Raw genomic sequence first — 24246 nt, 5'->3', positions numbered from 1 at the left:
ACCAGTCCTCGGTTCCGCTTGAATCTTCTTGCATGCAGATTTTTCCGACAAGGAAACAGCTTGCACGCCACGCGGGTGCAGGAGGTATCATAGGAACAACGAATTCGATTGCTGAAATATGACGCCGACCACTTCCGCGCAGGACCCACGCGCAGCACGCCTCGAGGCGCTGCGCGCGGCCATGCGCCGCCACAAGATTGATGCCTTCGTCGTGCCTTCGGCCGATCCGCATCTGTCCGAATACCTGCCGGATCACTGGAAGGGCCGCGAGTGGCTGTCCGGCTTCACCGGCTCGGTCGGCACCTTCATCGCTACCGATACCTTTGCCGGCGTGTGGACCGACGGCCGCTACTGGACCCAGGCCGAGACTGAACTGGCCGGCAGCGCCATCGACCTGATGAAGATTCCGTCTGGCGCCAGCCTGCTGCACATCGACTGGCTGGCAGCGAACATGGCACCCGGGCAAACCGTGGCCGTGGACGCCCGCGTGCTGGGCCTGTCCACCGCGCGCCTGCTGTCGGATGCGCTTTCCGTGCGCGATATCGTGCTGCGCCTTGACGTCGACCTGCTCGACGAAGTGTGGAGCGACCGTCCCGGCCTGCCGGATGACGCGGTGTTCGAGCATGCGGCGCCGTACGCGGCGACCACGCGCGCCGACAAGCTGGCCGCGACCCGCGCCGCCATGGCGTCCGCGGGCGCCAACGCGCACTTCATCTCCACGCTGGACGACATCGCTTACCTGTTCAACCTGCGCGGCGCCGACGTCACCTTCAACCCAGTGTTCCTGGCCCATGCGCTGGTAACGCCGCAGGCGGCAACGCTGTTCGTCGGCGAGGGCAAGATTCCTTTCGAGCTGCGCGCCCGCCTTGCGGCCGACGGCGTCGAACTCGCGCCATATGCGGATGCCGCCGACGCGCTGGCCGTGCTGGGCACCGACACGACGCTGCTGGTCGACCCGCGCCGGATCACGGCGGGCATGCGTACCTCGGTCGGCAGCGGCGCCCGCGTGGTGGAAGCGGTCAACCCGACCACCTTCGCCAAGTCGCGCAAGACCGGCGCCGAGGCCGCGCACGTGCGCGCAACGATGGAGCAGGACGGCGCCGCGCTGTGCGAATTCTTCGCCTGGCTGGAAGCCACCCTGGCCGACCCGCAGCGCGAGCCGCTGACCGAGCTTGAAATCGACCGCCGCATCACCGCGGCGCGCGCGCGCCGTCCCGGCTTCGTCGGCCCCAGCTTCGGCACGATCGCGGGCTTCAACGCCAACGGCGCGATCATGCATTACCGCGCGACGGATAATGCGCATGCCGTCATCGAAGGCGACGGACTGCTGCTGATCGACTCCGGCGGCCAGTACCTGGGGGGTACCACCGACATTACCCGCGTGGTGGCGGTAGGCGCCATCGACGGAAAGCACCGGCGCGACTTCACCCTGGTGCTCAAGGGCCTGATCGCACTGTCGTGCGCGCAGTACCCGCGCGACGCGCGCTCGCCGATGCTCGACGCGATCGCGCGTGCCCCGCTGTGGGCCGCGGGCGCCGACTACGGCCACGGCACCGGCCATGGCGTCGGCTACTTCCTCAACGTGCACGAAGGGCCACAGTCGATTTCGCCGAGTGCCGCGCCGGAACCGCACACCGCGATGGAAGCCGGCATGATCACCTCCATCGAGCCGGGCATCTACCGGCCTGGCAAGTGGGGCATCCGTATCGAGAACCTGGTGCTGAACGTGGAGGGCGAGGTGAGCGAATTCGGCGAATTCCTGCGCTTCGAAACGCTGACCCTGTGTCCGATCGACACGCGCTGCTTGGACCTGTCGATCCTGCGCCTTGATGAGCGCCAGTGGATCAACGACTACCACGCAACCGTGCGCGCACGCCTTGCGCCCCATGTGGAAGGCGAAGCGGCGGCATGGCTACACACCCGAACGGAGGCAATCTGATGGCAGGAAGCGCACGATCCACCCGCGCCAGCACGGCCGTCGAGCGGCTGAAGAACCGCACCGGCCATGCCGGCTATTCGATGGTCCGCACCGGTGACGGCCTGTTCTGCCTCAGCGAGCGGCCGGGCGAGCCGCCGTTGTGCGCACCGCTTGAACTCGACGACTTCGTCAAGTTCGTCAACAAGCTGGGGCCGCAGGAAGTGCGCCGCGTCAGCAAGAACGACGTCGAATTCGAAAAACAGCTGGTAAAGAAAAACAAACCCGAATAAGCAAGGCCTTCGACGAAAGAAGCATATGCCGTTATCCTGGCCCGAATTGTTTGCTTCGTACTGGTCGCAGCCGGAAGTGGCGGCCAACATATTGATCCTGCTGAACATGGCAGGCGCGCTGGCGCTCGGCCTGGTGGTCGGTTACGAGCGCAGCTACCACGGGCGTGCTGCCGGCATGCGCACCTACGGGCTGGTGTGCATGGCGTCGGCCGCGATGATGGCGGTAGCCGGGCATCCCGACGCCTGGTTCGCCGGCCAGCATGCGGCCATGTACAGCGCCGTCGACCCGACCCGCGTGATCCAGGGTATCGTCACCGGCATCGGCTTCCTGGGCGCGGGCGTGATCATGCGCGAGGGCTTCAGCATCAGCGGGCTGACCACGGCCGCCTCGATCTGGGCCTCGTCGGCGATCGGCATCATGGTCGGGCTGGGCATGTACCTGGCCGCGATCGGGCTGGCCGTGCTGGCAGCGGGCATCATGGTCTACCTGTCGAAACTCGAATCGATCCTGCCGTCGCGCCATGCGGTAGCGATCACCCTGCGCTTCAAGGACGGCTTCCTGCCGCACGAGGAAGGACTGCGCCGCATGGCGCTGGAGCGCGGCTACACCATCGCTGGCGGTTCGCTGACCATCGGCAGCGAAGGCGGCGCCCAGGAATGGCGCTTCGTCGCGCTGGCGCTGTCGAAGCACAGCGGCGCGCCGCTGTCCGAGCTGGCGCAGGAACTGGCGACGCACGAAAGCATCGCCAGCTTCAAGCTGGCGCACGCCCGCAACTGAGCCGCACCTGAATAAAGGAAAAACGTGACCCCGCAAGACGTACTCGATTTCTGGTTCCTGCCGCCTTCGCACGAAGGATATGGAAAGTTTCGCGCCGAATGGTTCCGCAAGGACGAAGCCTTCGACGCCGCGATCGCGCAGCGCTTCGGCGCCACCATCGCGCTGGCGGTGGCCGGCGGGCTGCGCGAATGGGATGCGCAGGGGCCGCAAGGCACGCTGGCGCGCATCCTGGTGCTCGACCAGTTCACCCGCAACAGCGCGCGCGGCAAGCCCGAATCGTTTGCCGGCGATACGCTGGCGCTGGCGGCCGCGAGCCAGCTGGTGGAAAGCGGCGGCGACCGCGCGCTCATGCCGCTGCAGCGCGCCTTCGCCTACATGCCGTTCGAGCATGCCGAGGACGCGGCCATGCAGGAAACAGCGGTGCGCCTGTTCACCGGGCTGACGATGCAGCACGAAGGATTCAACGACATGCTCGACTACGCGCACCGCCACCGCGGCGTGATCGCGCGTTTCGGCCGCTTCCCGCACCGCAACGCGATCCTCGGCCGCGCCTCGACGCTCGACGAAACCGCCTACCTCGAACAGCCCGGCTCCGGGTTCTGACATGCCGCCATCGCTGAACATCATCGGCGCCGGCCACGTGGGCCGCGCGCTGGGACGGCTGTTTGCCGCCAGCGGCGCCTTCGAGGTGCGCGGGGTGCTGGCGACCTCCTTCGTGAGCGCCAGCGAAGCGGTTGACTTCATCGGCGCGGGCACACCCGCCGCGGGCATGGCGGACCTGGGGCCGGCCGACGTGTGGATGCTGGCGGTGCCCGACGACCAGATCGCGGCGGTATGCGAGGCGGTGGCTGCCAGCCATGCGCTGGTGGGCGCAGTGGTGTTCCACTGCAGCGGCGCGAAGTCGTCGGCCGAACTGTCCGGCGCCGCAAGCGCCGGCGCGCTGGCGGCCAGCATACACCCGATCCGCAGCTTTGCCGATCCGGCCCGGGTGGCGCAGGATTTCGCCGGCACCTGGTGCGGCATCGAGGGCGCGCCCGGCGCGCTGGCGCTGCTGGAACCGGCGCTGCTGGCCATCGGCGCGCGGCTGGCGCCGGTCGACGCCGCCGCCAAGACGGTGTACCACGCCGCCGCCGTGTTCGCATCCAACTACCTGGTCACGGTGCTCGATACCGCGCTGCGCGCCTACGTCGCGGCCGGCATTCCGGAAGCCGATGCGCGCGAACTGGCGCGGCCGCTGGCGATGGAGACGCTGGAAAACGTATTCCGGCTGGGTCCGGAAGCAGCCCTCAGCGGCCCGGTGGCGCGCGGCGACATGGCGACCGTGGCGCGCCAGCAGGTGGCGGTGGCCGGATGGGATGCCGGGGCGGGCAAGCTGTACGCGGCGCTGGCCGATGCCACCGTCCAGCTGGCGGCAAGGCGAAACAGTAAGAAAATCGACAAACCAGCCTGAAAAGACCATTTGATAAAGCGGCACGTACGAGGCGGCGGGGATGCAAGCAATCGCGGTGTTAATTCAAGAAAGATGCAAGGATTCATCGACAAACGCAAGAAATGGCAATAAGCTTGTTCCATTAAGGCAACTTCGATGACGGAATTGCTCAATAGACAGGCTGATGAAGCCAAGCGGAGACAACATGCTATTCCTGAAATCGACATCGGTGACCAAGGCGCCAGGCATCTACGAAGTGGATATCGCGGCCAAGCCGCCTGGAAAGACATTCGGCATTTTCATGGCCACCGATCCGGACAACCCACCGCAAGCAGTTCTCGCCGCGCTTGCCGAGCTTGGCTTCCAGAACACCAAAAAACAAGGCTACACTCACAAGGACAAGGGCAAGGTGCTCGACCTGCATTTCCAGAAGAACGGCACCGACCTGTTCAACGGCTGGAAGACGGAAGAGTGCGCCGCCAACCTGGCAGCGATCGACGCGCTGTTCGGTAACATCGGCATTGCCGTCACGCCGCGCGTGATGAGCCTGGCCGAAGCTTACGCCTGAACCTCGATGTGATAGAGCGCCCACGGGCATGACCCGAAACGCTCGTTCACCTGCGGCGCCGCCAGTGCCGCGCTGGAAGCAACGCGAATGAACTTGTTCACCTCAAGCGATATCCTGGCGCCGATCCCGATCGAGGATGGCGAACTGGCCTTGCTTGCCCAGCTGCCGCTGAGCCTGGGCAATGACGAGGTGCTGGCGCGGCTGGTCGGCGAAACAAACTGGAAGGCGGAAACGATCACGCTGTGGGGCAAGCAGCACCTGCAGCCGCGCCTGACCGCATGGCATGGCGACATGGCCTACACCTATTCCGGGCTGCGGCTGGAACCCCAGCCGTTCACGCCGCTGCAACTGGAGATCAAGGCAGCCGTCGAGGCCGCCACCGGACGGCGCTTCAACAGCCTGTTGCTGAATTACTACCGGGACGGCCGCGACAGCATGGGGATGCACAGCGACGACGAACCTGAACTCGGCCGCAATCCGGCGATTGCCTCGGTCAGTTTTGGCGCGACGCGGAGCTTTATCCTCCGTCACCGCGTTACAAAACGGACGCTCAAGGTGGCGTTAAGCAACGGAAGCATGTTGCTGATGGTCGGTTCGATGCAGCACTTCTGGTCACACGGCATAAATAAAACAACGCGCCCCGTCGGCCCGCGCGTCAATCTAACTTTCCGCTACATCGTTGAATAAGAAGGATTTTTTGCCCATCCTCGCGCAAAAAATAGCTGAACCGCCGGTCAGCAATATCTGCATACTGTAACATCTCATTACAAGTCTTACGCGATTCCCACTTACGGCCCTTGTCTCAGATGCTATCTTGACTACCTCGCAATTCCGAATGAATTGCGGACCAGAACGTCTCAACAACACAGGAGTCCGTATGAAAAAGCTTATCTTCGCACTGATCGCAGGTGTAACCGCCATGGGCGCGGCCCAGGCAGCAGGACCTTACGTTGGTGTTGGTGTCGCTTCGGCCGACCACACCTTCAAGCGCGCTGGCGCCAGCAACGTCGACACCGAAGGCTACAAAGCTTCCGGCAAGTTCTTCGGTGGCTACGAAATGGACCAGAACTTCGGCGTGGAAGCTGGCTACACCGACTTCCGCAATTCGACCACCAACTTCGTCAGCAACGGCATCAACAGCCGTGCCGAGACTGAAGGCGACGCCATCTATGTCGCGGCCAAGGCGAACGCTCCAATCAATGAACAGTTTTCCGTCTTCGGCAAGCTGGGCGCGGCCCGCACCAAGTCCGAACTGCGCATCAGCAACATCGGCCTGTCGAGCAAGGACCACGACACCGGCGTGTACGCCGGCCTGGGCGCCCAGTACAACCTGAGCCAGAACGTCGCGCTCACCGCGGAATACGAGCGCTATGGCAAGAAGCAGGACATCGGCGCCAAGCCTGACGTCATCACCGTAGCGGCGCGCTACAGCTTCTAAGTCCCCAAGGCTGGAAGCCCGCTTGAAGTAAGAAGGGCGGAAAAGTGTACGGTTCACCCCGTCCGCTTTTCCGCCCTTTCCATTTGCAGAATTCGGGGACAGACCACGATCTACGCGATCTCCTTTAGATCGTGGTCTGTCCCCGATCTACGTCGGTTGTTCTCTTGCCGAGATGAAAAAAAAGCTCCCCGCAGGGAGCTTGTGCCACGCCGGCCGTGCTTACACGGTCAGCGGCTTGTAGCGGATGCGCTTCGGCTTGGCGCCTTCTTCACCCAGGCGCTTCTTCTTGTCGGCTTCGTATTCCTGATAGTTGCCGTCGAAGAAGGTCACCTGCGAGTTACCTTCGAACGCCAGGATATGGGTCGCGATGCGGTCCAGGAACCAGCGGTCGTGCGAAATCACCATCACGCTGCCGGCGAATTCCAGCAGCGCATCTTCCAGCGCGCGCAGGGTTTCCACGTCGAGGTCGTTGGATGGTTCATCCAGCAGCAGGACGTTGCCGCCTTGCAGCAGGGTCTTGGCCAGGTGCAGGCGGCCACGCTCACCGCCGGACAGGTTGCCGACGACCTTCTGCTGGTCCGAACCCTTGAAGTTGAAGCGGCCCAGGTAGGCGCGCGACGGCATTTCGAAGCGGCCGACAGTCAGCATGTCCGCGCCGCCCGATACGTCCTCGAACACGGACTTCTTGTCCGACAGCTCGTCACGGTGCTGGTCGACGATCGAGACCTTGGCGGTCTTGCCGATCGCGACTTCGCCGTTGTCCGGCTGTTCCTTGCCGGTGATCATCTTGAACAGGGTCGACTTACCGGCGCCGTTCGGGCCGATGATGCCGACGATCGCGCCGGCAGGCACGGTGAACGACAGGTTGTCGATCAGCAGGCGGTCGCCGAAGGCTTTCGACACGTTCTTGAATTCGATGACTTCGTTACCGAGGCGCTCCGCCACAGGAATAAAGATTTCCTGGGTTTCGTTGCGCTTCTGGTATTCGTGCTCGGACAGCTCGTTGAAGCGGGCCAGGCGGGCTTTCGACTTGGCCTGGCGTGCCTTCGGATTCTGGCGCGACCATTCGAGTTCCTTCTGCAGCGCCTTCTGGCGCGCCGATTCGGTCGATTCTTCCTGCTTCAGGCGGGCCTGCTTCTGGTCCAGCCACGAGCTGTAGTTGCCCTTCCATGGAATGCCCGAACCGCGGTCCAGTTCCAGGATCCATTCGGCCGCGTTGTCGAGGAAGTAACGGTCGTGGGTGATGCCGACCACGGTGCCCGGGAAGCGCAGCAGGAACTGCTCCAGCCAGTCGACCGATTCCGCGTCCAGGTGGTTGGTCGGCTCGTCCAGCAGCAGCATGTCGGGCTTGGACAGCAGCAGCTTGCACAGCGCCACGCGGCGCTTCTCGCCGCCCGACAGCACGCCGATCCTGGCGTCCCATGGCGGCAGGCGCAGCGCGTCAGCGGCCATTTCCAGCTGCAGGTTCAGGTTGCCGCCGTCCGAGGCGGCGATAATCGACTCCAGGCGCTCCTGCTCCTTGGCGAGCGCGTCGAAGTCGGCGTCTTCATCGGCATAGGCGGCGTACACGGCTTCCAGCTTGGCTTGCGCTTCGAAGGCTTCGCCCAGGCCGGATTCCACTTCCTGGCGCACGGTCAGCTCCGGGTTCAGCTGCGGCTCCTGTGGCAGGTAGCCGATGTTCAGGCCCGGCATCGGGCGCGCTTCGCCCTGGATGTCGGTGTCGATGCCTGCCATGATTTTCAGCAGGGACGATTTGCCGGAGCCGTTCAGGCCCAGCACCCCGATCTTTGCGCCGGGGAAGAAGGAGAGCGAAATGTCTTTCAGAATCTGGCGTTTCGGCGGAACGATTTTGCCGACGCGGTTCATGGTGTAGACGTAATTTGCCATTGAGAATCTCAGTTAGAACGGAAGGTCAACAGGATACAGTAGTTGGAAGCTTCCATGGTTTTTCACATCCATTTCACTGCGTGCCGGGCATGCTGGCGCTACTTCCTTATCACTGGAGCAACGCCATGATCCGATTCCTCCTCCGCGCCGCCGCCTGGCTGGCCGCCGGCCTCGCCGTCCTTGCCGCCCTTGGCTGGGGCTGGTACCAGAGTTTCGATCTCGACAACGCGCCGAAGGCCAATCCGCACGCATCCGCCGCCAGCCTGCCTTACCTGAAAAACGCCGTCGGCGAACGGCGCGGCCGGATCCTGGTGGTGGTCAGCAGCGCCGCCCGCGGCGGCCCGAACAACCGCAAGGCGGGCTATGAGCTGACCGAACTGGCGCGCGCCTACTATGTATTCCAGGCCAACGGCTACGAGGTCGATATCGCGTCGCCGGCCGGCGGCAAGCCCCAGGAGCGCATCGATCTCGACGACATGGGCGACACCGACTACGCCTTCCTCAACGACACGGCGGCGCAGGCCAAGGTGCGCCGTTCGATGAAACTGGCCGATGCCGACCCGGCGCTGTATTCGGCCGTCTACTTCGTCGGCGGCAAAGGCGCCATGTTCGACTTTCCCGGCAATGCCGACATTACGCGGCTGGTGCGCGCCATCGGCGCCCGTGGCGTGGTCGCCGCCGTATGCCATGGCCCCGCGGCGCTGGCGGATGTCTTCCTTGCCGACGGCACGCCCTTGCTCGCGGGACGCCGGGTCACGGGTTTCAGCAACGAGGAAGAACTCTTCATGGATGAGGAGGCGCGCGCGAACTTCGGCTTCCTGCTGCAGGACCGGGCCGTGGCGAACGGCGCACGCTTCGTCGCGGGTCCAAAGTTCATCGACAACACGGTGGCCGACGGACGGCTGGTGACGGGCCAGAATTCATGGTCGACCTGGTCCACCGCCGAAGGCGTGATCGCAGCGCTGGGCCATGTGCCGGTGCCGCGCGAGCCAAGCGCGGAGGAACAAAGCGTGCGCGTGCTGGCCGCCTACTACAGCGGCGGCTTCGCGGCGGCCCGCGCAGCGCAGGAACGGGTTGCGCAGTTTGATAAGATGCTGGTGCTGATGCATGCCGTCGTGGCGGCCATGGAGTGGCGTCTGGCCGATGCCTTCCAGCTCCAGCGCCTGGCCAACCGATAAAGGACCGAAGCCCGTGCATATTCTCGTCGTCGAAGACCACGCCCCGCTGGCGCGCAACCTGGCCGACGGTCTCGAACAGCACGGCCACAGCGCCGACTTTGCGGCCGACGGCGCACTCGGCCTGCAGCTGGCGCTTGCCAATCACTACGACTTGATCTTGCTTGACCTGACCTTGCCCCGCATCGACGGCCTCGAAGTGTGCCGCCGCCTGCGCGCGGGGCATTCGCGCCATGTGCCGGTGCTGATGCTGACCGCGCGCGGCACGCTGCACGACAAACTGGCCGGCTTCGAGAGCGGCGCCGACGACTACCTGGTCAAGCCGTTCGCGCTGGAAGAACTGCTGGCGCGCTGCAATGCGCTGGCGCGCCGCCACACCCTGCACCAGCACCACGTCGTCACCATCGGCGCGCTGTCGATCGACCGCCAGGCGCAGTCGGTCACGCGCGACGGCCAGCCGGTGCGCCTCAACCCGGCCGGCTACCAGATCCTGCTGGCGCTGGCCGAAGCCCACCCGCGCATCGTCACGCGCTCCGAGCTGACGCAGGCCTTGTGGCGCGGCGAGCCGCCCGATTCGGATGCGCTGCGCAGCCACCTGTACCAGCTGCGCCAGGGCCTCGACAAACCCTACGCGCAGCCGATGCTGGTGACCGTGCACGGCGTTGGCTTCCGGCTGGAGGCGGGCGCGTGAGCGGCGCGCGCCACGGACTGCGGCGCCGCATCGTCTTCGCTTTCGCCGCGTTCGCGCTGCTGGCGTCGCTGTGCTTTTCCGCATTCAGCCTGGTGTTCGTCTACGTGGTCGAGGACAGCTTCTTCGACAACATGCTGCGCCAGGAAGCCGCGCACCAGCAGCAGGCGTGGGATGCGCGGGGCGAACCGGCAACGCCGCTGCGCGGCTTCGTCAGCGTGCATCGCGGCCCGGCCACTTTCCCCTTTGACCTCGCACGCCAGTTTCCGGCGTCGCCCGGCCATAGCGAATTCTTCGGCGACCAGGGCCGCCACTATCACGTGGTCCGTGCCGGCTCGGCGCCGTTCTACCTGGTCGCGGAAGTGAGCGGCGAGCTGGTGGTGCGGCCGCGCCTTCCCTTCATTGCCGGGGTGCTGGGCACGCTGGCGGCGGCGCTGCTGGCCGTGACCACGGCATTCGGCTTCTGGCTGGCCCGTTCCGCGACCGCACCGCTCGACCGCCTGGCACGACTGGTGTCGGCGGCAGAACCGGGCCTGCTGCCGCGCGGCTTCGCGGCCGGTTTTCCCGACAACGAGATCGGTGCGGTGGCCACGCGGCTGGAGCAGGCGCTGGACCGCATCGCCGACTTCATCGAGCGCGAGCAGCGCTTCACCCAGGACGCCAGCCATGAACTGCGCACCCCGGTTGCCGTGATCGACGGCGCCGCGCGCCTGCTTGCTGCGCAGCCGATGGCGCCGAAGGCGGCGGCGCAGGTGCAGCGCATCGCCGCCGCGGCGGCGGGCATGGCGCAAACGGTCGACACGCTGCTGGCGCTGGCGCGCGAGGAACTGGACCAGGCCGCGGCGGAGCCGGTGGCGCTGCTGCCGCTGGTGGAGGAAATCGTGGTACGCCACGCACACCTGCTGGAAGGGAAGGCGGTCGAGGTGCAGGTGGAGGGGGGCGGTACCGCGGCCTGGCACTGCCACCGCGCGGCGCTGGAGATCTTGCTGTCCAACCTGGTCAGCAACGCCTTCGGCCACACTTCATCCGGCATGATCCGGATCGGCGCCGATGACGGCGCGCTGGTGGTCGCCGACAGCGGCCCGGGCATCAGCCCGTGGCTGCAGGAACGGCTTTACCAGCCGGGCGCGAAAGGGGAGGCCAGCTGCGGCCTGGGGCTGGGCCTGTCGATCGCGCACCGGCTGGCGGCGCGCGCGGGATTCGAACTTTCCATCGGCAGCGAACCGGGCGCGGGGACGCGCGCAGTGCTGCGCCTGGCTCAGTTCGAGCGCTTCCACAGCCCTTCGGCCGCGTAGATCGCCAGCGCGCTCCAGATCATCAGGAAGCCCACCAGTTTGCCGGAGGTGAAAGCCTCCTGGAACAGGAAGATCCCCAGCACGAACTGGATGGTCGGGCCGATGTACTGCAACAGGCCCAGGACCGACAGCGGGATCTTGCGCGCGCCGGCCGCGAACAGCAGCAGCGGGATCGCGGTGATCGGGCCGGCCGCGGCCAGCAGCCAGCGCGTGGTGTCGGACGAAGTGTTGATGAAGGCGTTATCGCCGTTCATCGTCAGCCACACGATGTAACCCAGCGCAAACGGGAACAGCAGCATGGTCTCGAACGACAGGCCTTCGAGCGCGCCCAGCGCCGCGGTCTTGCGCATCAGGCCGTACAGGCCGAAGGAAGCGGCCAGCATCAGCGCGATCCACGGCATGCGGCCCGCGTCCCACGCCAGCCATGCCACGCCGGCCGCGGCCAGTGCGATCGCCGCCCATTGTCCGCGCCGCAGGCGCTCCTTCAGCACCACGTAGCCGAGCATCACATTGACCAGCGGGTTGATGAAGTAGCCCAGGCTCGATTCGATCACGTGGCCGTTGTTGACCGCCCAGATATACAACAGCCAGTTGAACGACAGAAGGAATGCGCTGGCCGCGAAGCTGGCGATCACCTTCGGCTGGCGCATCAGGGGCCCCAGCCATTTCCACTGGTGGCGGGCGGTCAGGACGATCATCAGGAACAGCAGCGACCACACCACCCGGTGCACCATGATCTGGGCCGGCGGCACCTCGTTGAGGGCGTGGAAATAGAGCGGGAACAGGCCCCAGCACAGGAATGCAAGGGCCGCGGACAGGATGCCGGTACGCATGGGGAACAGTCAAAAGATTCAGTGGGACAACATTATCTCGCAGTTGCCCGATCGCCGCTGACGGGCCCGCCATGTTCGAGAACGTGCTTTCAGGGGCTTGGTGGTAAAGTGCCAACAGGACGTCTGCGGCGACTGCCGCGCCGTGCTCGCCAACCTACGTCAAAGGCCAAGAACAATGACAAGAATATCACTTGCAAATTGCCCTGCCATATCATATTGTGCGACGCATCAAAACAACAATATGGTGCAATCTTGACGATGGAACACAAGAAAAGCAGCGTCGCCGCACTGACGCTGGCGGCGGTCGGTATCGTCTACGGCGATATCGGTACCAGCCCCTTGTACACGCTCAAAGCGGTTTTCGACAAGGAACACGGCCTGGCGCTGAACCAGCCCAACCTGCTCGGCATTCTCTCCCTCATCTTCTGGGCCCTGACCCTGATCGTTTCCCTCAAATACGTCGTGCTCGTGCTGCGCGCCGACAACCGCGGCGAGGGTGGGGTCATGGCGCTGATGGCACTGGCCCTGAACTCCGTCACCAAGGCATCCGGCTGGTATGTGCCGCTGCTGATGCTGGGCGTGTTTGGCGCCACGATGTTCTACGGCGACAGCGTGATTACGCCGGCCATTTCCGTGCTTGGCGCAATCGAAGGCCTTGAAGTCGCGGCGCCCGGCATGAAGGCGTATGTCGTGCCGATCTCGATCGTCGTGCTGGTGGCGCTGTATGCGGCGCAGAAGCACGGGACCGCCGGCATCGGCCGATGGTTCGGACCGGTCATGGTAGTGTGGTTCCTGGCACTGGCTGTGATGGGTGTGATGCACATCGTCGAAGCGCCGCAGGTCCTGGCTGCGCTGAACCCGCTGCACGCGCTGCGCTTCATGGTCGAAAACGGCTTCACCGCCTTCGTCGCCCTGGGCGCCGTGGTGCTGGCCATCACCGGCGCCGAAGCGTTGTACGCCGACATGGGCCATTTCGGCAAGAAGCCGATCCGCATGGCATGGTTCATGGTCGCCTTCCCGGCGCTGGCCCTGAATTACCTAGGCCAGGGAGCGCTGCTGATCAACAATCCTGAAGCGGTATCGAACCCGTTCTACAACCAGGTAAGCGGCTGGGCGGTGTATCCGTTGGTGCTGCTGTCGACCATGGCGGCGGTGATCGCGTCGCAGGCCACCATCTCCGGCACGTTCTCGATGACCAAGCAGGCGGTCGCGCTGGGCCTGCTGCCACGCATGCGCGTGCTGCATACCTCGGCCAGCGAAATCGGCCAGATCTACATCCCGGCGGTTAACTGGCTGCAGATGTGCGTGGTCCTGCTTGCAGTGGTCGCGTTCGGTTCCTCCGACGAGCTGGCAGGCGCCTACGGCATCGCAGTGACCGCAACCATGTTGTCGACCACGATCCTGACCTTCTTCGTTACCCGCTACCGCTGGCACCTGCCGTTGATCCTGTGCTTCGGGGCGACCGGCTTCTTCATCGTCATGGACATCATGCTGTTCTCGTCGACGGCCCTGAAGCTGTTCCACGGCGGCTGGTTCCCGCTACTGCTGGGCGCCATCCTGTTTACGCTCATGATGACCTGGAAGACCGGCCGCGAGCTGGTTTACCAGAACCTCGAGAAGCACGCGATTCCACTCGACGACTTCCTCGGATCGCTGTTCGCGGCGCCGCCGACCCGCGTGTACGGCACCGCAGTGTTCCTGCGCGGCGAAACCGATGGCGTGCCGCACGCGATGTTGCACAACCTGTCGCATAACAAGGTGCTGCACGAGCGAGTGGCATTCCTGACCGTGCACATGCTGGAAGAGCCATGGGTTCCGGTCGAAGACCAGGTCAAGGTGATCGGGCTTGGACACGATTGCTTCCAGATCAATGTCTCCTACGGTTTCAAGGACGAACCGGATATCCCGAATGTGCTCAAGCTGTGCGCGGAGCAGGGCTTGAAATTCGAGATGATGGAAACCTCGTTCTTCATCTCGCGCCAGACCGTCATTTCGGCGCCAGGCGGAGGCATGGCGCCATGGCGCGAACACCTGTTCGTGACCATGTCGCGCAATTCGCGCGGCGCGGCCGACTACTACCAGATCCCCACCAACCGGGTGATCGAACTCGGCACCCAGGTCGAAATCTGACGACGGACAACGGCTGGCGCGCTAGCGCAGCATCTCGACGTGCATGATGCCGTCTTCGTCGTAGGGTTCGGACACGGTCTTGAAGCCGAAGCTGGCGTAGAATTTTTCCAGGTACTGCTGGGCGCCGATGCGGATGCGGTGGCCCGGATGCAGCTGTTCGGCGCGGGCGATGCCCTGCTCCAGCAGTTCGCGGCCGATGCCGGTGCCGCGCGCAGCCTGGGTGCTGATCACGCGGCCCAGCGACATCTCGGCGTACTTCACGCCCGGCGCGATCACGCGCAGGTACGCCGCCAGCTGGCGGCGGCCGTCGATCGTGCGCCAGCCCAGCAGGTGCCAGGCGTCCTGGTCGTAGCCGTCCATGTCGGGGTAGAAGCATTGCTGCTCGAGGATGAACACGTTCTGGCGCTGGGCCAGCATCTCGTACAGGTCTGCGTTGGGGAGGTTGGCAAAACTGCTCCACTGCCATTCGGTCATGCGTTAAATCCTCTGGAAACTCAAGCTGCGGTCTCGAAACCTTCGAGCACGTTGACGACATTGATGCCGATTTCGGCGGCGGCGGCGCCGCCTTCCAGCACGAAGCAGGCCGGCAGGCCAAGGTAGCCCAGGCGTTCGCCGATACGCAGGAAGTCGGCGCTTTGCAGGGCCACCTTCGAGGCCGGGTCGCCGGCCCAGGTATCGACGCCGAGCGACACCACCAGCGCGTCCGGCGCATGGCCGGCGATGCGGATGCAGGCCGTTTCCAGCGCCGCGAACCACTGCGCCGCAGTGGCGCCGGCCGCCAGCGGCAAATTCATGTTGTAGCCTTCGCCCGCTCCTACGCCGGTTTCATCGGCATGCCCGAGGAAGAACGGGTATTCGGTGCGCGGATCGCCATGGATCGACACGCACAGCACGTCGCCGCGGCCGTAGAAGATGGACTGGGTGCCGTTGCCGTGGTGGTAGTCGATGTCGATGATGGCGACTTTCGCGGCGCCGTCGTCGAGCAAGTGCTGGGCCGCCAGTGCGGCGTTGTTCAGGAAGCAGTAGCCGCCGAAGAAATCGGCGCCCGCGTGATGGCCGGGCGGGCGGGTGAGCGCGAAGGTGCTGCGCTCGCCCAGGCGCAACGCGTGCGCCGCATTGATGGCGCAGTCGGCGCCGGTCTTGGCCGCGATCCAGGTGCCGGCGGTGACCGGGGTGCCGCTGTCCATCGAGTACAAGCCCATGCGCGCGCTGAAGTTGTCCGGCTCGATGTCACTGCGCAGGCCGCGCACCGGCCAGCTTGAGGGCAGGATGTCCTTGCCTTCGTTGGCCGGGTCGAGGGCGACCCACTCGCTCCACGCGCTGCGCAGGAAGTGCAGGTAGCGCGGCGTATGGATGCGTTCCAGCGAAGCGAGCGCCACGCCGTGCGGCGTGACGATCCGCCCCAGCCCGCGCCGCGCGAATTCCGCTACCACCAGGTCAAGGCGCTCCGGCGTTTCGGCGCACGGCACCAGTTCGCCGCGGTACATCTCGACGCGCGGACGGTGCTGGGCGTGGTGTTCGTTGTAGAAGGCGAGCACGCAGCCCTCCCTACTCGCCGCACAGGGTGCTGCTGTTGTAGGCCGCGACGAAGGCGTCGAAGCTGCCGGTCTGGGCCTGTTCGATCACGGCCTGCTCTGCCACCGAGGCTTCGGCCATCTCGGCGAACATCGCTTCCTCGGCCGGCATCAGCGGGCTTTCGCGGAAATATTCGGCATGCAGGCGGCTCTGGCGCAGGCCGAAGGCGGAGCTCGACCCGAGTTCGCGCACTTCATCCAGCACGCGCGCCGAAGGCGTCAGCGCCGGGTTGGCGATCTTCGCTTCCTGCACCTTGAGCGAGGCGGCATGTACGCCATCGTCGTTGTGCTGCCGGTCCAGCAGCTGCGCCACCGGGCGGATGCGTTCGATCAGTTCCTGCGCCCATTCCTGCAGCGGCACTTCCTGTTCGCCGCGGGTCAGGGTCAGGCCCGGCTTGCGGCCTTCCTTCACGGTGCGCGCGAAATTGCGCGCCAGGACCTGGCCTTCCATGGCGTCGATCGCAGGGCTGTCATCGAGCGCGCAGAACAGCAGGAAAGCGTCGAGGAAGCGGCCGGTCTCGAGGCTGATGCCGACTGGCTCGAACGGGTCGACGTCGAGGCAGCGCACTTCGATGTACTGCACGCCGCGGCGGCACAGCGCCTGCACCGGGCGCTCGCCAGTGCGGATCACGCGCTTCGGGCGGATGGTCGAATAGTATTCGTTCTCGATCTGCAGCACGTTGGTCGACAGCTGTATCCATTCGCCGTCGCGCCTGGTGCCCAGTTCCGCGTACGGCGGATAAGGACGGTTGACCGCGTCCATCAGCGTGCTCACATAGCTTTCCAGCGAGTTCTCGTGCGGCGTCAGGCCCGACTGCGCCTCGTTCTGGTAGCCCAGGTCGCTCATGCGCAGGCTGGTCGCATACGGCAGGAACAGGGTGTCGTCCGACAGTGTTTCGAGGTTGTGCGGGCGGCCGCGCAGGAAGCCCTTCGACAGCGCCGGCGAGGCGCCGAACAGGTACATCAGCAGCCAGCTGTAGCGGCGGAAGTTGCGGATCGTCGCGATGTAGCCTTCCGACTGGAAGTCGCGCAGCGGCTTGCGGCGTTCCTCGGGAATGCCTTCGTTGGCCGACAGCAGCTGCCAGAACTTTTCGGGCAGCGAGTAGTTGTAGTGGATGCCGGCGATGCACTGCATCGCCTTCCCGTAGCGCAGCGCCAGGCCGCGCCGGTACACGTGCTTGAGCATGCCGATGTTGGACTTGCCGTACCACGCGATGTCGATCTCTTCTTCCGACGGCAGTTCGCCCGGCATCGATTCGCTCCACAGCATTTCGTCGCCGAGATGGGCGTAAGTGAAGCGGTGGATCGCATCGAGCTTGTTGAGGGTGATCGAGATATCGTTTTCGGCAGGCGTGATGAATTCGAGCAGGGCTTCGGCGTAGTCGGTGGTGATCTGCGGATTGGTCAGCGCGGATCCCAGCGCCGCCGGGTGCGCCGTGCGGGCGAGCTGTCCTTGCGCGTCGACGCGAAGGGTTTCGCGCTCGATGCCGCGCAGGCCCTGGCCGAGCAGGTCGTGGTGCTCGTCATTATCCAGGAGTTCCAAACGGCGGGTAAGTTGGTTGGACACTGTGGATCCTTTCCGGACTGCTAAGTTGAAGTTTGCAGAGATTAACCGAATTTCGGCAATTGCGTCTGGCACCGGCCGATTTGCACGGGCCCCCGATTCAGCCCGGAGGCGGAGGGTTTGCTGTCGGCGCCGGCAGGGTTGATGCCTGCAGCGATTCCTCGATCCAGCGGCCGACCTGGCGCTCCAGCACCGGCATCGGCAGCGGCCCGTTGCCGAGCACCGCTTCGTGGAAGCGGCGCACGTCGAAACGCGGTCCCAGCACCATCTGGGCGCGCGCACGCAGGCCCTGGATCTTCAGCTGCCCGGCCTTGTACGACAGGGCCGCGCCGGGTTGCGCGATGTAGCGGCCGACCTCGATCTCGTTGTCGGCCAGCGGGTTGGCGGTGTTCGCGTTCAGGTAGTCGAGCGCCTGCTGGCGCGACCATCCCATCGCATGGATGCCGGTGTCGGCCACCAGCCGCGCCGCCCGCAGGAGTTCGGAATTGAGGTGGCCGAACGCGGAGAACGCATCCTTGTAGAAGCCCAGCTCCGGCCCCAGTGTCTCGGCGTACAGCGCCCAGCCTTCGCCGAAGGCTGGGTACCAGGCGTGGCGGCGGAAAGCGGGCAGGCCGGTGAGCTGGTGGGCGCGCGCCACCTGCAGGTGGTGGCCGGGCACGCCTTCGTGCAGAGCCAGGGTTTCCATTTCCCAGATCGGGCGTGCGTCCAGGCGCGAGGTGTTGACCACGAATCCGGCCGGGCGCAGTGCGCTGCCTTCTTCGTAATAAGCGCCGCCCACCTGGTCGCCATTGGCTTCGTTGGCCGGCTTGACCATCAGTTCCTCGGTGGGCAGGCTGGAAAACAGCCGCGGCAGGCTGGCGTTGGCGCGCTCGAGTATGCGGCGGTAGCGCGCCAGCAGCTTGTCGGGCGTGCGGTAGAACAGGCGCGGGTCGCTGTTGGCAAAGGCGGAGAACTGGGCGAAGCTGCCGTTGAAGCCGGTGCGCGCGATCGCGCCGCGCATCGCCAGCTGGATGCGCTCGACTTCACGCAGGCCGAGCGCATGCACTTCGGCCGGCGTCATCGTGCTGCCGGTGTGGTTCGCCACCAGCACGGCGTAGTAGTCGGCGCCGCCCGGCAGGCTGGATGCGGCGATGGTGGCGGTCGCGGCCGGCAGGTATTCGGTGCGCAGGAACTGCTCGAGCTGTTCGAGCGCGGGCGCAACGGTGGTGCGCAGCCGCGCCGGCCCCGCCTGCGCCAGTTCCCCGCGTACCTCGGGCGCGATCAGCGCCGGGATGCGGCCGAACGGCGCGGCCAGCGGGCCGGTGTCGATGGTCTCGCGCATGGTGCGCAGCATGCCCGGCACGGCCGCCAAGGTTACCCGCGGCGCCACCCAGCCGGTGACCAGACCCTCGCGCATCTGCGCGACCAGTCCCTCGACATGGGCCGGCAGCGCATCGAGCCGGGCCAGGTAGTTGCGGTAGTCGGCCTCGGTCGCGAACGGCATCTGCGCCACCATTTGCGGCAGCCGGATGTGCAGGCCGTCCTGGTTCGACACGGGCAGGATGTCGTAGGGATAGAACGCAAGGCGCCGCAGCAGCTGTTCCTTCTCATGGATGAACAGTTCGAGCGACAGCCTGTCCTGGGCGGGCAGGCGCTCCGGCGGAATGGCGCGCGCCAAAGCGAGCGCGTCGCGGTGGTACTGGCGGGCGTTGCGGCTGGCCGCAAGCGAGGTGTCCGACAGGGCGTTGTCGAAGCGGTGGTCGCCGATGGCGGTGGCGTATTCGGGCCGCGCCTGCAGGCGCCACTGCCAGTCCTGTGAAAACAGCGCGCGCGCCTGTTGTTCCGCCGTGTCAGCCGCACCGGCCACCAGCGGCAGCAGGGAGATGACACAGATGGCGAACAGTTTGCGCATGCAGGGCTCCCTGAAGTGGGTGGCCATTTTAGCAAAAGGCCTTATGCCGGGGAGCGCGCCTGCGGCGCACGCCCGCCGGTGACGCGCTCGATGCCGGCCAGGTCGCGCCAGCTCTGCACCTCAAGGTAGCCGCGCGCGTCGAGCAGGGCGCGCACCTGCGCCGCCTGGTCGTAGCCATGCTCCATCAGCAGCCAGTTGCCAGGCGCGAGATGGGCCGGGGCGCCGAGGACGATCGCGCGCAGGGCCGACAGGCCGTCGGCGTGGTCGGTCAGGGCGCCACTGGGCTCGAAGCGCAGGTCGCCCTGCGCCAGGTGCTCGTCGCCGGCCGCGATGTAGGGCGGGTTGGACACGATCAGGTCGAACTGTTCGCCTTCGATTGCGCCAAACCAGTCGCTTTCCAGGAAGCGCACCGCCGCGCCGTTGGCGATGGCATTCGAGCGCGCCACGTCCAGCGCTTCTGGGCTGACATCGAGCGCGGTGACGGCGGCGTCAGGCCGGGTATGGGCGATGGCCACCGCGATGGCGCCGCTGCCGGTGCCCATGTCGAGCACCCGCCCCTTGGCGGGCAGGCGTTCGAGCGCCAGTTCGACCAGCAGTTCGGTATCGGGACGGGGAATCAGCACCGCGCCGGTCACGCGGAAATCGAGGCCGAAGAACTCGCGCTTGCCGACGATGTAGGCAATCGGTTCGCCATTCCAGCGGCGTTCCACCAGTTGCGCGAGGGTGGCGGCTTCTGCTTCGGTGAGTGCGCGGCCGGACTGGGTGATCAGTCCCACCCGCGTCAGGCCGAGCGCGTGGCACAGCAGGATGCGGTTTTCCAGCGGGCCGAGCGGGAGCCCCGCCTGCAGCGCGCCGATGGTGGCCCCGGCCAGGATTTCCATCAGCGGCGGCGCACCAGCGCGAACAGCAGCACCGCGCCGACGATCACGAACCATACAGCCGACCACGCCGGGATCGACAGGCCGAGCACGGCGTCGCTCGACTCTTCGCACAGGCCGTCGGCAAAAAACAGCCACGGCATGAATTCTGCCGTGGGGATCTTGTTGAGGAAGGTCTGCATCGGATCGATCCCGCAGGAGAAGCCGGGATTGGCCAGCACGTACAGGTGCTTGCCGACGGCGACCATGCCGCCCACCGTGCTGGCCAGCGCCAGGCCGGCCCAGATCGTCGGTTTTTTCGCGAACGCGGCCACCAGCGCGAACACGCCGGCGCCGAGGAAGGCGTAGCGCTGGAACACGCACAGCGGGCAAGGCAGCATGTCCTTGACGTGCTGGAGGTAGAGGGCGACGCCGATCAGGGCGAAGCAGGCAAAGGCTACGGCGAGGAACAGCGTGCGGTTGTTGGGCATCTCATCGTCCAAATGGTTTCAGTAACTCAAGATTATCACTGTGCAAACTTATTGCGGGCTTAATCGCCCAGCGCCGCCAGCAGTTCGGCCTGGTGTTCCGCCGCCAGCGCATTCGTCAGTTCCGACAGGTCGCCGTCCATGATGAAGTCCAGCTTGTACAAAGTCAGGTTGATGCGGTGGTCGGTCATGCGCCCCTGCGGGAAGTTGTAGGTGCGGATGCGCTCGCTGCGGTCGCCCGAGCCGATCAGGCTCTTGCGGGTGGCCGCTTCCTTCGACTGCTGCTCGCGCAGCTGCACGTCCTTGATGCGCGCCGCCAGCACCTTCAGCGCCTGCGCCTTGTTCTTGTGCTGGCTGCGGTCGTCCTGGCATTCGACCACGATCCCGGTCGGCAGGTGGGTGATGCGCACCGCGGAGTCGGTCTTGTTGATGTGCTGGCCGCCGGCGCCGGAGGCGCGGTAGGTGTCGATGCGCAGGTCGGCCGGGTTGATGTTGACGTCCTCGACTTCGTCCGCTTCCGGCATCACCGCCACCGTACAGGCCGAGGTGTGGATGCGGCCCTGGGTCTCGGTGGCCGGCACGCGCTGCACGCGGTGGCCGCCGGACTCGAACTTCAGCTTGGAATAGGCGCCGTTGCCGATGATGCGGACGATGACTTCGCGGTAGCCGCCCAGGTCGGAGGCCGACTCCGACACCATCTCGACCTGCCAGCGGTTGCGCTCGGCAAAGCGGGTGTACATGCGCAGCAGGTCGCCCGTGAACAGGGCCGACTCGTCGCCGCCGGTGCCGGCGCGGATCTCGAGGAAGATGTTGCGCTCGTCGTTGACGTCCTTCGGCAGCAGCATCTTCTGCAGGTCGAGCTCCAGTTCCGCCACGCGCGCCTTGCCCGCTTCGATCTCTTCCTGCGCGAAGTCCTTCATGTCGGGGTCAAGCAGCATCGTGGTGGCTTCGTCGATGTCGCCGTGGGCGCGCTGGAACTCCTTGTACAGGCCGACCAACGGGCCGATTTCGGCGTGCTCGCGCGTCATCTTGCGGTAGTTGTCCATGTTGGACGTCGCCTCCTGGTGCATCAGGAGTTCGTCGAGTTCGACAAGGCGGTTGGCCAGTTGGTCCAGCTTGGCCAGCATCGATGGTTTCATAGGCTGTTCTAAAGAGTGTTGGGTTGCGCGGGACGCGCGGCAATGAGGATGCCGCCCGGGGGCGGCACAACAGCGGGAAGGGCGCTAACGGCGGCCGCGGAACAGCTGCGGCAGCAGCGAGGCGAGGCGGGCGCGCTCGTCGCCCTGGGCGCGGTGCAGCGCCTGCTGCGGGCCGTGCAGGAACTTGGCGGTCAGGCCGCGCGACAGGGCGTCGAGCACGGCTTCCGGATCGTCGCCGCGCGCCAGCATCTTGCGCGCGCGCTCGAGTTCGAACAGGCGCATCGCTTCGCTGTTTTCCTGGATGTCCTGGATGACGGGCACCACGGCGCGGTCGTCCATCCAGTGCATGAAGGACTGGACCCGGGTTTCGATGATGGCTTCGGCCTGAGCCACCGCGGCCTGGCGGCTTTCGAGGCCGGTCTGGACCACCTGGCCGAGGTCGTCCACGGTGTACAGGAAGGCGTCGTCGAGGCGCGCGACTTCGGCTTCGATATCGCGCGGCACCGCCAGGTCGACCATGAACATGGGCTTGTGGCGGCGCGCCTTGAGCGCGCGCTCCACCAGCCCCAGGCCGATCAGCGGCAGGGTCGAGGCGGTGCACGAGATGACGATGTCGAACTGCTGCAGCTGCTCGGGCAGGCTGGAAAGGGCAATGGCGCGTCCGTTGAAACGGTGCGCCAGCGCTTCGCCGCGCTGCATGGTGCGGTTGGCGATGGTGATGCTTTTCGGGTTTTGCGCCGCGAAGTGGGTGGCGCACAGCTCGATCATTTCGCCGGCGCCGATGAACAGCACGTTCTGGTCGGCGACCTTGTCGAAGATGCGCTGCGACAGGCGCACCGCGGCGGCCGCCATCGACACGCTGTGGGCACCGATCGCGGTGGTGCTGCGTACTTCCTTGGCCACCGAGAAGCTGCGCTGGAACAGCTGGTGCAGGTAGGTGCCCAGGCCGCCCGCTTCCTCGGCGTGGCGCACCGCGTCCTTCATTTGGCCAAGGATCTGGGGCTCGCCCAGCACCATCGAGTCGAGCCCGGAGGCGACGCGGAAGGCGTGGCGCACGGCGTCGTTCTGCGGCAGCATGTACAGGTGCGGGCGCAGTTCGCCGTAGTTGAGCTGATGGTAATCGGCCAGGAAGTGGGCGCTGGCGTCGAGCGGGTTGGCCACGTGGCTGGCCGCGTACATCTCGGTGCGGTTGCAGGTGGACAGGATGGCCGCTTCGTCGCTGCCGCGCGAGTCGAGCCTGGCAAACCAGCCGCGCGCAGCCTGTACCGCCAGTCCGAGCTGGTCAGGCGCCAGCGCCAGCTGCTCGCGGAGCGAGACTGGTGCGGTGGTGTGATTCAGGCCGACGGCGAGCAGTTGCATGTATTTACATTATGCGGTGGAGTACCGCCATTATACCGTGATGCGTCAAGGGTTTCACCGGCTTGCATACTATGGAAAGATCGGCAATGCCGGGGCGGCAAGCCGGAGATCGGCGCCAGGACGGGCGTCCCGGCGGATCGCCTTATTGGGTGCCTGGCGTGCCCAGTTTTTCCAGGCGGTAGCCGTAGCTGTACACGGGTACCAAACGGAAACCGTTTTCCGGCTTGAGCTGGAGTTTGTTACGCACGCGCGACACGTGGGTGTCCATGGTACGCGACGGCACCGCGGTTTCGCGGATCCAGACCGCTTCATGGATGTAGGCGCGCGACAGCGGACGGCCGATGTTGCGGAAGAACAGCAGCGCCAGGTAAAACTCCTTGTGGGTGACGTCGATGACTTCGCCTTCCATCAGCAGGCGGCCCGGACGCGTCTCGAATACGTAGGGGCCGAACTGCAGCTGCTCGGCGCCGTTCTGCGACGGGTAGGCGCGGCGCAGCATGGCTTGCACGCGCGCCAGCAGCTCGCCGCGGCGCAGCGGCTTGATCATGTAGTCGCTGGCGCCGGCGGCCACGCCCGCCACGATGTCGTCCTCGCCAGAACTGGTGGTCATGAACATGATGGGCGTATGGGCCGGCATCTTTTCACGCGCCCTGCGCAGCACTTCCACCGCGTTCATGTCGCTGACCAGCCAGTCGAGGATCAGCATGTCCGCACTGTCCTTGCGCAGGTGCGCCAGCAACTCCTTGCCACTGTCGTACGACTGGCACGAATGGCCGGCGGCAGTGAGTACCTGGCAAATCAGGTCTGCCTGGGAACGATCGTGGTCGAGGACGGCGATTCTCATATCGGTAGGCTGTCAGAGGCAAATCGCTATTGTAGGATACATCCTACATATTGCTAAGGAATAGTTCCAGTCTGGCTAACGCGTTTTACAAAATAGACCTA

The 24246-nt window shown here is 65.6% G+C and carries 23 protein-coding genes; 12 read left to right on the top strand and 11 right to left on the bottom strand.

What is annotated here, in order from left to right; genetic code table 11:
• Positions 1-118: 118 nt before the first annotated feature.
• The 8 genes from D3872_RS11720 (at position 119) to D3872_RS11685 (ending at position 6421) form a co-directional block, all read left to right on the top strand.
• Positions 119-1939, top strand: coding sequence for an aminopeptidase P family protein (locus D3872_RS11720; protein ID WP_119810934.1), 1821 nt, complete (start codon positions 119-121; stop codon positions 1937-1939).
• Positions 1939-2208: a hypothetical protein gene (locus D3872_RS11715; protein WP_119810933.1), complete on the top strand. Its 270-nt coding sequence runs from the start codon at positions 1939-1941 to the stop codon at positions 2206-2208. The genes D3872_RS11720 and D3872_RS11715 overlap by 1 nt, the downstream gene beginning before the upstream one ends.
• Positions 2209-2233: 25 nt before the next feature.
• Complete coding sequence (locus D3872_RS11710; RefSeq protein WP_119810932.1) at positions 2234-2986, top strand: MgtC/SapB family protein; 753 nt, start codon at positions 2234-2236, stop codon at positions 2984-2986.
• Positions 2987-3010: 24 nt separating this feature from the next.
• Positions 3011-3589, top strand: a complete 579-nt coding sequence (locus D3872_RS11705; protein WP_119810931.1) for a DUF924 family protein — start codon at positions 3011-3013, stop codon at positions 3587-3589.
• A gap of 1 nt (position 3590) precedes the next feature.
• Positions 3591-4436 (top strand): Rossmann-like and DUF2520 domain-containing protein, encoded by an 846-nt coding sequence (locus D3872_RS11700; RefSeq protein WP_119810930.1) that lies wholly within the window; start codon positions 3591-3593, stop codon positions 4434-4436.
• A 184-nt stretch (positions 4437-4620) separates the two neighbouring features.
• Positions 4621-4983 (top strand): hypothetical protein, encoded by a 363-nt coding sequence (locus D3872_RS11695; RefSeq protein ID WP_119810984.1) that lies wholly within the window; start codon positions 4621-4623, stop codon positions 4981-4983.
• Between the two features lie 150 nt (positions 4984-5133).
• Positions 5134-5670 carry an alpha-ketoglutarate-dependent dioxygenase AlkB family protein gene (locus D3872_RS11690; protein WP_307719423.1) on the top strand — a complete coding sequence of 179 codons (537 nt, stop codon included), beginning with the start codon at positions 5134-5136 and terminating at the stop codon, positions 5668-5670.
• A gap of 190 nt (positions 5671-5860) precedes the next feature.
• Positions 5861-6421 carry a porin family protein gene (locus D3872_RS11685; protein ID WP_119810928.1) on the top strand — a complete coding sequence of 187 codons (561 nt, stop codon included), beginning with the start codon at positions 5861-5863 and terminating at the stop codon, positions 6419-6421.
• A gap of 219 nt (positions 6422-6640) precedes the next feature.
• Here the strand turns inward: D3872_RS11685 and ettA are convergent, their stop codons facing one another.
• Complete coding sequence (gene ettA, locus D3872_RS11680; RefSeq protein ID WP_119810927.1) at positions 6641-8308, bottom strand: energy-dependent translational throttle protein EttA; 1668 nt, start codon at positions 8306-8308, stop codon at positions 6641-6643.
• A gap of 125 nt (positions 8309-8433) precedes the next feature.
• Here ettA and D3872_RS11675 point away from each other — a divergent pair, with 125 nt between their 5' ends.
• The 3 genes from D3872_RS11675 to D3872_RS11665 are packed head-to-tail and all read left to right on the top strand — an operon-like array spanning position 8434 to position 11466.
• Complete coding sequence (locus D3872_RS11675) at positions 8434-9486, top strand: type 1 glutamine amidotransferase domain-containing protein (RefSeq protein WP_182915784.1); 1053 nt, start codon at positions 8434-8436, stop codon at positions 9484-9486.
• A gap of 13 nt (positions 9487-9499) precedes the next feature.
• The gene (locus D3872_RS11670; protein WP_229459282.1) at positions 9500-10174 is read left to right on the top strand and encodes a response regulator transcription factor; all 675 of its coding nucleotides are present in this window, start codon (positions 9500-9502) and stop codon (positions 10172-10174) included.
• Positions 10171-11466, top strand: a complete 1296-nt coding sequence (locus tag D3872_RS11665; protein WP_119810924.1) for a sensor histidine kinase — start codon at positions 10171-10173, stop codon at positions 11464-11466. The genes D3872_RS11670 and D3872_RS11665 overlap by 4 nt, the downstream gene beginning before the upstream one ends.
• Here D3872_RS11665 and rarD read toward each other — a convergent pair.
• A complete protein-coding gene (gene rarD / locus D3872_RS11660; RefSeq protein WP_119810923.1) occupies positions 11430-12299 on the bottom strand; it encodes an EamA family transporter RarD in 870 nt (289 codons plus the stop codon). The two genes, D3872_RS11665 and rarD, sit on opposite strands and share 37 nt — an antisense overlap.
• Before the next feature lie 252 nt (positions 12300-12551).
• On the opposite strand from rarD, the gene D3872_RS11655 reads away from it, so the two are divergent.
• Positions 12552-14429: a potassium transporter Kup gene (locus D3872_RS11655; RefSeq protein ID WP_119810922.1), complete on the top strand. Its 1878-nt coding sequence runs from the start codon at positions 12552-12554 to the stop codon at positions 14427-14429.
• A 21-nt stretch (positions 14430-14450) separates the two neighbouring features.
• Here the strand turns inward: D3872_RS11655 and D3872_RS11650 are convergent, their stop codons facing one another.
• The 9 genes from D3872_RS11650 to D3872_RS11610 form a co-directional block, all read right to left on the bottom strand.
• Positions 14451-14903 (bottom strand): GNAT family N-acetyltransferase, encoded by a 453-nt coding sequence (locus tag D3872_RS11650; protein ID WP_119810921.1) that lies wholly within the window; start codon positions 14901-14903, stop codon positions 14451-14453.
• Positions 14904-14923: 20 nt separating this feature from the next.
• Positions 14924-15967 carry a histone deacetylase family protein gene (locus D3872_RS11645; RefSeq protein WP_119810920.1) on the bottom strand — a complete coding sequence of 348 codons (1044 nt, stop codon included), beginning with the start codon at positions 15965-15967 and terminating at the stop codon, positions 14924-14926.
• Positions 15968-15977: 10 nt separating this feature from the next.
• Positions 15978-17570, bottom strand: coding sequence for a glutamate--cysteine ligase (gene gshA, locus D3872_RS11640; protein ID WP_119810919.1), 1593 nt, complete (start codon positions 17568-17570; stop codon positions 15978-15980).
• 97 nt (positions 17571-17667) lie between these two features.
• Positions 17668-19458, bottom strand: coding sequence for a DUF885 domain-containing protein (locus tag D3872_RS11635; RefSeq protein WP_182915783.1), 1791 nt, complete (start codon positions 19456-19458; stop codon positions 17668-17670).
• A gap of 41 nt (positions 19459-19499) precedes the next feature.
• Complete coding sequence (gene prmC, locus D3872_RS11630; protein WP_119810917.1) at positions 19500-20339, bottom strand: peptide chain release factor N(5)-glutamine methyltransferase; 840 nt, start codon at positions 20337-20339, stop codon at positions 19500-19502.
• Positions 20339-20806, bottom strand: coding sequence for a disulfide bond formation protein B (locus D3872_RS11625; protein WP_119810983.1), 468 nt, complete (start codon positions 20804-20806; stop codon positions 20339-20341). Before D3872_RS11625 ends, prmC begins: the two co-directional genes overlap by 1 nt.
• A 59-nt stretch (positions 20807-20865) precedes the next feature.
• Positions 20866-21942, bottom strand: coding sequence for a peptide chain release factor 1 (gene prfA, locus D3872_RS11620; protein WP_119810916.1), 1077 nt, complete (start codon positions 21940-21942; stop codon positions 20866-20868).
• 84 nt (positions 21943-22026) lie between these two features.
• Positions 22027-23301: a glutamyl-tRNA reductase gene (gene hemA, locus D3872_RS11615; RefSeq protein ID WP_119810915.1), complete on the bottom strand. Its 1275-nt coding sequence runs from the start codon at positions 23299-23301 to the stop codon at positions 22027-22029.
• Between the two features lie 142 nt (positions 23302-23443).
• A complete protein-coding gene (locus D3872_RS11610) occupies positions 23444-24145 on the bottom strand; it encodes a response regulator transcription factor (RefSeq protein WP_119810914.1) in 702 nt (233 codons plus the stop codon).
• Positions 24146-24246 lie beyond the last annotated feature (101 nt).

It is taken from the genome of Massilia cavernae (assembly GCF_003590855.1).
Taxonomy (GTDB): Bacteria; Pseudomonadota; Gammaproteobacteria; order Burkholderiales; family Burkholderiaceae_D; genus Telluria_A; species Telluria_A cavernae.
The sequence above is the reverse complement of the archived record's forward strand: the minus strand, read 5'-3'. Positions and strand labels throughout refer to the sequence as shown.

What these genes read in the sequence shown, in the direction of transcription:
- D3872_RS11720 (WP_119810934.1), top strand. Translation starts at nt 119, where the DNA reads ATGACGCCGACCACTTCCGCGCAGGACCCACGCGCAGCACGCCTCGAG.
- D3872_RS11715 (WP_119810933.1), top strand. Translation starts at nt 1,939, where the DNA reads ATGGCAGGAAGCGCACGATCCACCCGCGCCAGCACGGCCGTCGAGCGG.
- D3872_RS11710 (WP_119810932.1), top strand. Translation starts at nt 2,234, where the DNA reads ATGCCGTTATCCTGGCCCGAATTGTTTGCTTCGTACTGGTCGCAGCCG.
- D3872_RS11700 (WP_119810930.1), top strand. Translation starts at nt 3,591, where the DNA reads ATGCCGCCATCGCTGAACATCATCGGCGCCGGCCACGTGGGCCGCGCG.
- D3872_RS11695 (WP_119810984.1), top strand. Translation starts at nt 4,621, where the DNA reads ATGCTATTCCTGAAATCGACATCGGTGACCAAGGCGCCAGGCATCTAC.
- D3872_RS11685 (WP_119810928.1), top strand. Translation starts at nt 5,861, where the DNA reads ATGAAAAAGCTTATCTTCGCACTGATCGCAGGTGTAACCGCCATGGGC.
- ettA (WP_119810927.1), bottom strand. Translation starts at nt 8,308, where the DNA reads ATGGCAAATTACGTCTACACCATGAACCGCGTCGGCAAAATCGTTCCG.
- D3872_RS11675 (WP_182915784.1), top strand. Translation starts at nt 8,434, where the DNA reads ATGATCCGATTCCTCCTCCGCGCCGCCGCCTGGCTGGCCGCCGGCCTC.
- rarD (WP_119810923.1), bottom strand. Translation starts at nt 12,299, where the DNA reads ATGCGTACCGGCATCCTGTCCGCGGCCCTTGCATTCCTGTGCTGGGGC.
- D3872_RS11650 (WP_119810921.1), bottom strand. Translation starts at nt 14,903, where the DNA reads ATGACCGAATGGCAGTGGAGCAGTTTTGCCAACCTCCCCAACGCAGAC.
- D3872_RS11635 (WP_182915783.1), bottom strand. Translation starts at nt 19,458, where the DNA reads ATGCGCAAACTGTTCGCCATCTGTGTCATCTCCCTGCTGCCGCTGGTG.
- prmC (WP_119810917.1), bottom strand. Translation starts at nt 20,339, where the DNA reads ATGGAAATCCTGGCCGGGGCCACCATCGGCGCGCTGCAGGCGGGGCTC.
- D3872_RS11625 (WP_119810983.1), bottom strand. Translation starts at nt 20,806, where the DNA reads ATGCCCAACAACCGCACGCTGTTCCTCGCCGTAGCCTTTGCCTGCTTC.
- prfA (WP_119810916.1), bottom strand. Translation starts at nt 21,942, where the DNA reads ATGAAACCATCGATGCTGGCCAAGCTGGACCAACTGGCCAACCGCCTT.
- hemA (WP_119810915.1), bottom strand. Translation starts at nt 23,301, where the DNA reads ATGCAACTGCTCGCCGTCGGCCTGAATCACACCACCGCACCAGTCTCG.
- D3872_RS11610 (WP_119810914.1), bottom strand. Translation starts at nt 24,145, where the DNA reads ATGAGAATCGCCGTCCTCGACCACGATCGTTCCCAGGCAGACCTGATT.